Here is a 9,940-nt window from a genome sequence, read left to right as displayed (position 1 = left end):
ATTAAATACTATCTTTAATTATAATCTACATATGCTTATCCTTAAGGAACAAGGGAAGAAAATTTGATTCATGTCGATAAATGCTAATATTTTTTGTATATATGAAAACTTAAAACACATACTATGGTTAGGAAGGGAGTGAGAAATATGCTACTTCTAAAAATTGTATATGAGGGAGAATCAATAGTTGTAGAGGAACTTCAAGAATTAAAGAGCCAATTTAAAACTAAAAATATAACCCTTGGAATTTCAGAAAGTATTGAGGGATCATCTCACTTCATAAAAATACTTTGTGATGATGAAGCTTATAGTGAAAGATTACAAAACTCTTTAAATTTGCATGTAAGTAATATTTTATATAAGATAGTTATAGATATGTTCAAGAAAAGAGAAGTTTATGAATTTCTAACAGATACCTATTTCTTTCTACGAAGTGATGAACTGCCAGAGGTTAGTAGTAGAATTGATGAAGCTCTAAAAGGGGAAAGCAAGATAAAAGATGATACTAGTATATATTGCATGAATAGAAAGAATAATATAATAACTAAAATAAAACAGTGCATAGATGAGAATAGAGAGCTTAATATACAAGGGTTTATTACTTTTAGAATGAAATATTTAAAGGATGACCTAGAAGCAATAGTAGATAAAGTGGTAGAAAAGTATTTAGTAGAAAAAGAATATAATGAGTTTATAAAGTTATTAAAATATTTTGTTGATATTCAAGAAAGTAAGATTGAAGAAATTAATATAATTGCAGATAAAAATGGTAATTACGCCTTAAAGGATAAGGATGGAAAAGAAATTTTAAGTGAATTTATAAGCGAATTCGTAGATTATAAGTTTGGTATGGTAGGAATAAATATGGAAGATGTTATAATAAGTGGACTTATAACAAATTCGCCTAAGATAGTAAGAATACATGGAGAAGGTAATTTCATGAATAAAGAAATATTAGAAACTATAAAAAATGTCTTTACAAATAGAGTTACTTTCTGTAATAATTGTTATATGTGCTCTAATGATAAATTATATTCTCCTATAATGGATGAAAGTAGAGACACAATAAAAATATAAAATTTCTAAAAGATGGTTGACAACATTGTATTAGAATGTTACAATAAATCTTGTGTTAAATGTAAAGAAGAAACAGCCGTTTCTCACCTTACAGCATTGCTAGTAGGGTTATCTCTAAACACTTTTAACTTTGAGTGTAACTTTAAAGAGGTAATATAAATGAAAGCGGCATTTTTATGCCGCTTTTTTATATTGTATATTTACATAGATTTATTGATAACTATCATAAATGGAGGTGAATAATATTAGTAAAGATTTTCTTTTAAATGAAGAAATTAGGGTTAAAGAAGTTAGAGTAATAACAGGCAGTGGAGAAGCGCTTGGAATTATGTCCTCTAGGGAAGCATTAAAAATTGCTGAAGAAAGAGAAGAAGATTTAGTTCTTATGTCTCCTAATGCTAACCCACCAGTGTGTAAAATAATGGACTATGGAAAGTTTGTGTATGAGCAATCTAAGCGAGAAAAAGAAGCTAAGAAAAAGCAAAAGGTTACAAACTTAAAAGAAATAAGATTCAGTCCATCTATTGAAGAACATGATATTATGATTAAAGCAAATAATGCAAGAAGATTCTTAAATGATGGTGATAAAGTTAAGGTTACTGTTAGATTTAGAGGAAGAGAAATGGAACACGCTTCTACAAAGGGCGATAAGATCCTTAAAAACTTTGCTTCTAAATTAGAGGACGTTTGTGTTATAGAAAAACCTTCAAAGTTAGAAGGTAGAAACATGACAATGATTTTGGCTCCAAAAAAAGCTTAAACTTGAGAGGAGGATTTTATTATGCCAAAAATGAAAACTCACAGAGGTGCTGCAAAAAGATTTAAAAAGACTGGAACAGGAAAGTTAAAGAGAGCAAAGGCTTTCAAAAGTCATATACTTACTAAGAAGAGTTCTAAGAGAAAGAGAAACTTAAGAAAGACTGCTTACGTTTCTACAGCACAAGAAAAAGCAATGAAGAAATTATTACCATATCTATAATAGAGATACTGAATAGGAGGTTTGCGAAATGGCAAGAGTTAAAAGAGCAAAAAATGCACGTAAGAATCATAAGAAGGTGTTAAAGCTTGCTAAGGGATATTACGGTGGAAAAAGCAAGTTATTCAAAACTGCTAATGAAACAGTTATAAGAGCTTTAAGAAATGCATATGTTGGAAGAAGATTAAAGAAGAGAGACTTTAGAAGATTATGGATAGCTAGAATAAATGCAGCTACAAGAATAAATGGATCAACATATTCTAAATTCATGAACGGATTAAAGGTTGCTGGAATAGATATAAACAGAAAGATGTTATCTGAAATAGCAATAAATGATCCAAAGGCATTTGCTAACTTAGTAGAAGTAGCTAAAAATGCAATAAACTCATAATTTAACCATAACTTAACATAAAAATGCGACAAATCGTCGCATTTTTATTTTTAATTTTTTATGGAAAGAGATATAATATATTGTAGATATTTAAATATGAGCCGTTGAGGTGAGGATATGCAGTATAATTTACCAAGAAAATTAAAATTGAATGCAGTGCAAATATTAGCTTTAGGTTTTGCTATTGTTATATTAATAGGGGCAATACTTTTAACATTACCTATAGCAACTAAAACAGGTGTTAGAACCAGCTTTATTGATGCACTATTTACAGCTACTTCAGCCACTTGTGTTACAGGTCTTATTACTGTAGATACAGGAACCTATTGGAGTTACTTTGGAAAGACCGTTATAATTTCTCTTATACAAATTGGAGGGTTAGGCTTTATGGCCTTTACTACTCTTTTTGCACTACTCTTAAGAAAAAAGATATCATTAAGAGAGAGGCTTATAATGCATGAAGCTTTGAATACCTTTAATTTACAAGGTCTTGTAAAGCTTATGAAATATATATTAATATTTACCTTTTCAGTGGAATTTCTAGGAGCCTTATTATTATCAACACAGTTTATACCACAATTTGGCCTTGCTAAAGGTATATATTATAGTATATTCCATTCTATATCTGCCTTTTGTAATGCTGGATTTGATCTCTTTGGAAACTTTTCAAGCTTAACTTCCTATGCTGATAATTCAGTAATAATCCTAACTATAGGAGGACTTATAGTAATAGGCGGAATGGGATTCTCAGTATGGTCAGAGATATATAATTGTAAGAGCTTAAAGAGGCTTTCTCTTCATTCAAAGCTTGTAATATCTATGACTGTAGGACTTGTTGTAGGTGGAGCTATACTTATGTTTTTATTTGAGTTTAATAATCCAGCTACTATGAAAGATATGGATGCTAAGGGCAAGTTTTTATCTTCTCTATTTGCTTCAATAACTCCAAGAACAGCAGGATTTAACTCAATATCCACCTCAGATATGACATTAGCAGGTAGACTTTTAACTACAATTCTTATGTTTATAGGTGGTTCTCCTGGATCAACAGGTGGAGGTATAAAAACTGCTACAGTAGGAGTTCTTATTATGACGGTGGTATCTGTTATAAAAGGAAGAGAAGATACTCAGATGTTTAAGAGAAGGATAAGTAAAGACTTAGTCTATAGAGCTTTTACTGTAACAGCATTAGGTGGCGCTATAGTTGTTATAGTAACTATGATTTTATCTGTAACAGAAGCAGGTGCTAGTCTTGAATATCTATTGTATGAGGCAACATCAGCCTTTGCAACAGTAGGACTAACCCTTGGAATAACAACAAAGCTTTCAACTATAGGTAAAATTGTAATAGCACTTACTATGTATTTAGGTAGAGTAGGTCCTATGACAGTAGTTCTTGCATTAACTACAAGAAAGAAAAATAAGTCTATAAAATATCCTGAAGATAAAATTTTAGTAGGTTAGAAGGAGGCTATTATGGCTAGTAAGCAATATGTTGTAATAGGTTTAGGAAGATTTGGAATTTCTGTAGCTAAAACTTTATATGAAGCAGGTCATGAGGTATTAGCTATTGATAAAAATGAGGATGTTGTTCAAGAGGTATCAGATAATGTTACCCATGCGGTGCAAATGGATGCTACAGATGAAGCAGCCCTTAGAACCATTGGAATAAGAAATTTTGATGTAGCAGTTATTACAATTGGATCTGATATACAATCTAGTGTAATGGTTGCTCTAATTGTAAAGGAATTAGGTGTTAAATATATAATTGCTAAGGCTCATAATGATTTACATGCTAAAGTTCTTTACAAGATAGGAGCAGATAGAGTTGTACAACCAGAAAAGGACATGGGAGTTAGAGTAGGACATAATATAGTTTCTTCTAACATGTTAGATTATATAGAGCTTTCTCCAGACTATAGCATAATAGAAATAGAAACACCGAAGATGTGGGTAGGAAAGTCTATAAAGGACTTAAATGTTAGAGCTAACTACGGAATTAATATAATGGCTATAAGAAAAGATAATGAAGTTAATATATCACCAGATGCAGATGATATAATAGAAGAAAATTACATCATAGTTGCTATTGGTTCTGTAGATGATTTAAGTAGACTTGAAACTATGATATCTAAATAAGGTGGAGTAGTCTATGATAAGAACTATAGAGAGTAAAGATAACACTTTTATAAAAGAAGTTAAAAAGTTAAAAGATAGGAAACAAAGAAAAGCTTCAAAACAATTCTTAGTGGAAGGCATTAAAAGTATAGAGGAAGTAATAAGTTCATCTTATACTTTAGATTCCATATTATATAGCCATAAGGTAGAAGGAAAAATAGATTCTATTATAGAAGGATTAACTCATAGTAACGTAAAAATATATGAGATTAAGCATGAAATACTAAAAAGTCTTTGTAGTACAGAAAATCCTCAAGGAGTTTTAGCTGTAGTAAATATGAAAGATTTTAAAGTTGATGTATTAAACAATGGTTTTTATGTACTTGTGGATAAGGTTCAAGATCCGGGAAATATTGGAACTATAATAAGATCAGCCCATGCTAGTGGAGCTAAGGGAATAATAGTAACTAAGGGTACCGTGGATATATTTAATGATAAAGCATTAAGAAGCACCATGGGATCTGCTTTTCATATCCCTATAATAGAAGATGATGGGGATATATTACCTTATTTAAAGAGTAAGGGCTATAAATTCTTAGTAAGTTCTCTTCAAAGTGATAAAAACTTTTTTGAAGTGGATTTAAAGGGTAACTTAGTCCTTTGTGTAGGTAATGAAGGAAGTGGAATATCAGATTATATTTATGACCTAGGTGATATAAGGGTTAAAATTCCAATGCCAGGGGGAGCAGAATCTTTAAACGTAGCAGTGGCATCATCTATTATGATGTTTGAGATAGTAAGACAAAATCTAATTTAAATGTTGAAATTTTTCAGTTATATATGTATAATTGTGATGAAGTAAATATTAAAATAGGCTATGAAAGAGAGAGTAGATATATTTATCTTTTTCAGGGAGAAAGGGTCTTAGACTGAAAGCCCTTTTACAAGAGGATATATTGAAGTTCACTCTGGAGCACTAAGGGAGAAGTTTTATAGTAACCCTTAGCGGGTAAAACCGTTATTATTACTAAGAGAATCTTAAAGTTAAGATTAACTAGGGTGGTACCGCGGATAATCCGTCCCTTTTTTAGGGGCGGTTTTTTTATTTACATAAAAGTATTTTGAAAGGAGAAGAAAGAAGTTATGAAAGAAAATTTATTACTTATTAAAGAAAAGGCATTAAAAGAAATATCTCAGTGCCTAGGAAGTAGTGAAATTGAAGCTGTAAGAGTTAAATATTTAGGTAAAAAAGGAGAATTAACTTCTATATTAAGAGGAATGGGAGGACTTTCAAAAGAGGAAAGACCAATAGTTGGTAAGATTGCCAATGAGGTAAGAGAAGACATAGAAAAGTCCTTAGAGGAGAATATAACTTTAATAAAAAATAAAGAAAAGAATGAGAAACTTCAAAATGAAGTAATAGATATTTCCATGCCAGGAAGAAAGCAAACTATAGGTAAAAGACATCCTATAGAACTTACTTTAAATAAGATGAAGGAAATATTCATAGAAATGGGATTTTCTATAGAAGAGGGACCAGAAGTTGAATATGATTATTATAACTTTGAAGCTTTAAATATACCAAAGAATCATAGTGCAAGAAGTGAGCAAGATACTTTTTATATAAATGATAATATTGTATTAAGAACTCAAACTTCACCGGTTCAAGCAAGAGTTATGGAAAAGCAAGCTCCTCCAATAAAGATGATATCTCCAGGAAGGGTTTATCGTTCAGATTCAGTGGATGCAACACATTCACCTGTATTTTATCAAATGGAAGGTTTAGTTATTGATAAGGGAATAACTTTTGCAGATCTTAAGGGTACTCTTGAATTATTTGCAAAGAAGATGTTTGGAGATGATGTTAATACTAAATTTAGACCACACCATTTCCCATTTACAGAACCATCTGCTGAAATGGATGCAACCTGTTTTGTTTGTGAAGGTGAAGGATGTAGAGTATGTAAGGGCAGTGGTTGGATAGAACTTCTTGGTTGTGGAATGGTTCATCCAGAGGTATTAAGAAGATGTGGAATAGATCCAGAAGAATATTCAGGATTTGCCTTTGGATTTGGAGTAGATAGAATGGTTATGCTTAACTATGGAATAGATGATATAAGATTATTATACGAAAGTGATATGAGATTTTTAAATCAATTCTAGGAGGAGATAAATAATGAAGGTACCAGTTATATGGCTTAAAGATTATGTAAATTTTGATATAGATGCAAAGGATTTGGGAGATAAGTTAACCATGTCAGGATCTAAGGTAGAGGAAGTGGTAACAACAGGAGATAAATTAATCAATGTAGTTACTGCTAAAATAGAGAAGATAGAGCCTCATCCTGATGCAGAGAAGCTTGTTATATGTCAACTTAATATAGGGGAAGAAGAATTAATACAAATCGTTACTGGAGCTAAGAACATGAAAGAAGGGGATATTGTACCAGCAGCTCTTCATGGTGCAGTGCTTCATGGTGGATTAAAAATAAAAAAAGGTAAGCTTCGTGGAGTTGTATCTAATGGTATGATGTGTTCAGAAGAAGAGCTTGGAATAGCCGGAGATGAACCAGTACATGGATTAATGATACTTAAAGAAGATACTCCAGTTGGTGTAGATATAAAGAAGGCTTTAGGACTTAATAAGTCTATAATAGAGTTTGAAATTACCTCTAATAGACCTGATTGTTTAAGTGTAGTTGGAATAGCTAGAGAAACAGCAGCAACTTTAGGAACTAAATATACTATGCCTAAAATGGATTTTACTCCTAAATGCAACTTAAACATAAAAGATGAATTAGAGGTGGAGATTAAGGATTCTCTTTGCATGAGATATATGGCAAGAGGAATAAAGAATGTTAAGATAGAGCCATCTCCTTCATGGATGCAGGAAAGGTTACTAGATGCAGGGGTCAGACCAATAAACAATATAGTTGATATAACTAACTTTGTAATGTTAGAGCTTGGTCAACCAATGCATGGTTTTGATAAACGTGAAATAACATCAAATAAAATTGTAATAGATATGGCACAAAATGAAGAGAAGTTTATAACCCTTGATGAAATAGAAAGAACTTTAGATAGTGAAGTTCTAACTATAAAAGATGGAGAGAAAACCATAGCTTTAGCTGGAATCATGGGAGGACTAAATTCAGAGATAAAAGAGGATACCAAAGAGGTAATCTTTGAATGTGCTAATTTTGAAGGAGTTAATATAAGACTTAATTCTAAAAAGCTTGGTCTAAGAACAGAGTCTTCTTCAAGATTTGAAAAGGAGATAGACCCTAATTTAGTAAAGCTTGCTATGGATAGAGCTTGTTATCTTGTACAAGAGCTAGGTGCTGGAGAGGTAATGGAAGGTACCATAGATATATATAACAATGTTAAAGAAGAAAAACAATTAAATATAGATTCAAATTTTATAAACAAATTTTTAGGCACTGATTTATTAAAGGAAGATATGAAGGATTATTTAGATAGATTAGATCTAAATACTGAAATAGAGGGAGAAATGTTAAATATAACAGTTCCAACCTTTAGAATAGATATTGATATAAAGGAAGACATAGCAGAGGAAATAGCAAGAATTTTTGGTTACGATAAAATCGGATCAACTATTGCGAAAACCACTGGTCTTAAAGGAGCTAAAAATTCAAAGCTTAAAAAAGATGATATTATAATAGATACTATGATAGGTCTTGGATTAAACCAATCTATAAGTTATTCCTTTGTAAGTCCTAAAACCTTTGATAGTGTTAATATAAGTAAGGATAGTGACCTTAGAAATGTGGTAGCTATAAGGAATCCTTTAGGGGAGGACTACAGCATAATGAGAACTTCAACTATAGCTTCCATGATGGAAAACTTATCTAGAAATTACTCAAGAAATAATGAGGAAGCTAGATTATTTGAGCTAGGAAAAATATATATTAAAAATGAAGATGATAAACTTCCAGAAGAGAGAAATATTTTAACTGTTGGAATATATGGAAATGTTGACTATTTAGATATAAAAGGAATAGTAGAAGAAGTTTTAACTTCTATGGGAGTAGAAAGAGGAAGCTTTAAAAGACAAAGTGAAAATCCTTCTTACCATCCAGGAAAAACAGCAGAGGTTTATATAAATAAGGATGTTATAGGAATTTTAGGAGAAGTACATCCTGATGTATGTGAAAACTATGATATAGAAGCTAGCTGCTACTTAGCTGAAATAAATTTAGATGCTCTTTATAATAAAGCGAATTTAGTAAAAAGATATAGAGCTTTACCTAAGTTCCCAGCAGTGACAAGGGATATAGCTATACTTGTAGAGGATTCAATTTTAGTTCAAGATATAGAAGATTCTATAAGAAAAGCTGGTGGATCTATGGTAGAAGAGATAAAATTATTTGATATCTATAAGGGTGTTCAAATACCAGAGGGAAAGAAGAGTATAGCTTATGCTATATCCTATAGAGATGAAAATAAAACATTGACTGATAAGGAAGTTAATAAGGTCCATGATAAAATACTAAAGGCTCTAGAATATAAAATAGGTGCAGAATTAAGATAAGGAAAAGATTGGCTGTAAATCAATTTAATTAGCTTGTTTTCTACTTAGAAAATATATGTTAAAATATAGGTAACTATATTTTACATATATTTTCTTTCTATTTTAGGATAATTAAGAATTACATTAATATTTTGATTTTACCTATACATAGATAAGGATTCATATGTAAGTGAAAATCTAGATTATTTATAATATAAAGTGGGATAAAAGGGTGGTTGCCATGAATAAAGTAACAGTTAAAATAAATGGAATAGAATATAATTTAAAGGGAGAAGAAAATGAAAGTTATTTAATTAGTGTAGCGCAGCATGTAGATATGAAAATAAAAAATTTAATAGAGGGAAATAAGAATTTAAGTACATCCTCTGCATCTATTTTAGCAGCTATGAATTGTGTAGATGAAATGTTTAAGGAAAAAGAAGAAGCTAAGGATATTAAGAATCAATTTTCTCTTTTAAAAAGTCAAATATCTTATTTAGAGAATCATAATAAAGATTTAGAAGAAAAAGTTGAAATACTACAATCTTCTTTTAATTTAAAAATGAAAGAAAATAATAATGCCTATGAGGAAAAGATACGATCTTTAGAAGATCTTCTTAAAAAGAATGAAAATGAAATTTTAAATTTAAAGGACTCAAAGGAAAAATTAAGCTTAGAGCTTCAAGATAAGAATATAATTCTAAACCATAGAGATGAGTCAATAAATAATCTTCAAGAAGAAATACATAAATTAAAAGAAACATATAATAAAGAAAGTATTGAAAAAGATATAAATTATCAGAAGGATTTAAAGCTTATTTTGGAAGAGAAAAACTCTATGGAACTT

Annotated in this window: 10 protein-coding genes and 2 other annotated features; all 10 genes read left to right on the top strand. The window is 30.5% G+C overall.

Features of this window, described 5'->3' with window-relative positions; genetic code table 11:
- The first annotated feature begins 147 nt into the window (after positions 1 to 147).
- Entirely contained in the window at positions 148 to 1,077 is a 930-nt protein-coding gene (gene ytxC / locus AB2369_RS07860; RefSeq protein WP_367665927.1) for a putative sporulation protein YtxC, read from the top strand.
- A gap of 58 nt (positions 1,078 to 1,135) precedes the next feature.
- Positions 1,136 to 1,274: a sequence feature (ribosomal protein L20 leader region), on the top strand.
- A 38-nt stretch (positions 1,275 to 1,312) separates the two neighbouring features.
- Complete coding sequence (infC, locus tag AB2369_RS07855; protein ID WP_367665929.1) at positions 1,313 to 1,837, top strand: translation initiation factor IF-3; 525 nt, start codon at positions 1,313 to 1,315, stop codon at positions 1,835 to 1,837.
- A gap of 21 nt (positions 1,838 to 1,858) precedes the next feature.
- A complete protein-coding gene (gene rpmI, locus AB2369_RS07850) occupies positions 1,859 to 2,056 on the top strand; it encodes a 50S ribosomal protein L35 (RefSeq protein ID WP_128212788.1) in 198 nt (65 codons plus the stop codon).
- A 28-nt stretch (positions 2,057 to 2,084) separates the two neighbouring features.
- Positions 2,085 to 2,444, top strand: coding sequence for a 50S ribosomal protein L20 (gene rplT, locus AB2369_RS07845; RefSeq protein ID WP_367665926.1), 360 nt, complete (start codon positions 2,085 to 2,087; stop codon positions 2,442 to 2,444).
- A 117-nt stretch (positions 2,445 to 2,561) separates the two neighbouring features.
- Entirely contained in the window at positions 2,562 to 3,908 is a 1,347-nt protein-coding gene (locus AB2369_RS07840) for a TrkH family potassium uptake protein (protein WP_367665925.1), read from the top strand.
- A gap of 12 nt (positions 3,909 to 3,920) precedes the next feature.
- Entirely contained in the window at positions 3,921 to 4,583 is a 663-nt protein-coding gene (locus tag AB2369_RS07835) for a TrkA family potassium uptake protein (RefSeq protein ID WP_367665924.1), read from the top strand.
- A 16-nt stretch (positions 4,584 to 4,599) separates the two neighbouring features.
- Positions 4,600 to 5,379, top strand: coding sequence for a TrmH family RNA methyltransferase (locus AB2369_RS07830; RefSeq protein ID WP_367665928.1), 780 nt, complete (start codon positions 4,600 to 4,602; stop codon positions 5,377 to 5,379).
- Positions 5,380 to 5,430: 51 nt separating this feature from the next.
- Positions 5,431 to 5,649, top strand: a binding site (T-box leader).
- A gap of 56 nt (positions 5,650 to 5,705) precedes the next feature.
- A complete protein-coding gene (gene pheS / locus AB2369_RS07825) occupies positions 5,706 to 6,725 on the top strand; it encodes a phenylalanine--tRNA ligase subunit alpha (protein ID WP_367665923.1) in 1,020 nt (339 codons plus the stop codon).
- Between the two features lie 13 nt (positions 6,726 to 6,738).
- Positions 6,739 to 9,114, top strand: a complete 2,376-nt coding sequence (gene pheT, locus AB2369_RS07820) for a phenylalanine--tRNA ligase subunit beta (protein WP_367665922.1) — start codon at positions 6,739 to 6,741, stop codon at positions 9,112 to 9,114.
- 220 nt (positions 9,115 to 9,334) lie between these two features.
- The coding region (gene zapA / locus AB2369_RS07815; RefSeq protein WP_367665921.1) for a cell division protein ZapA at positions 9,335 to 9,940 on the top strand (606 nt) is incomplete at its 3' end.

Origin of the sequence: Clostridium sp. (assembly GCF_040797585.1) — a bacterium.
Taxonomy (GTDB): domain Bacteria; phylum Bacillota; class Clostridia; order Clostridiales; family Clostridiaceae; genus Clostridium_Z.
Note: the sequence above shows the minus strand (reverse complement) of the source record. Positions and strands in the feature narration are given on the sequence as shown.

Excerpts from the sequence above, each read along its gene's own strand:
- pheS (WP_367665923.1), top strand. The coding sequence starts at position 5,706 with ATGAAAGAAAATTTATTACTTATTAAAGAAAAGGCATTAAAAGAAATA.
- AB2369_RS07835 (WP_367665924.1), top strand. The coding sequence starts at position 3,921 with ATGGCTAGTAAGCAATATGTTGTAATAGGTTTAGGAAGATTTGGAATT.
- rplT (WP_367665926.1), top strand. The coding sequence starts at position 2,085 with ATGGCAAGAGTTAAAAGAGCAAAAAATGCACGTAAGAATCATAAGAAG.
- ytxC (WP_367665927.1), top strand. The coding sequence starts at position 148 with ATGCTACTTCTAAAAATTGTATATGAGGGAGAATCAATAGTTGTAGAG.
- AB2369_RS07840 (WP_367665925.1), top strand. The coding sequence starts at position 2,562 with ATGCAGTATAATTTACCAAGAAAATTAAAATTGAATGCAGTGCAAATA.
- pheT (WP_367665922.1), top strand. The coding sequence starts at position 6,739 with ATGAAGGTACCAGTTATATGGCTTAAAGATTATGTAAATTTTGATATA.
- rpmI (WP_128212788.1), top strand. The coding sequence starts at position 1,859 with ATGCCAAAAATGAAAACTCACAGAGGTGCTGCAAAAAGATTTAAAAAG.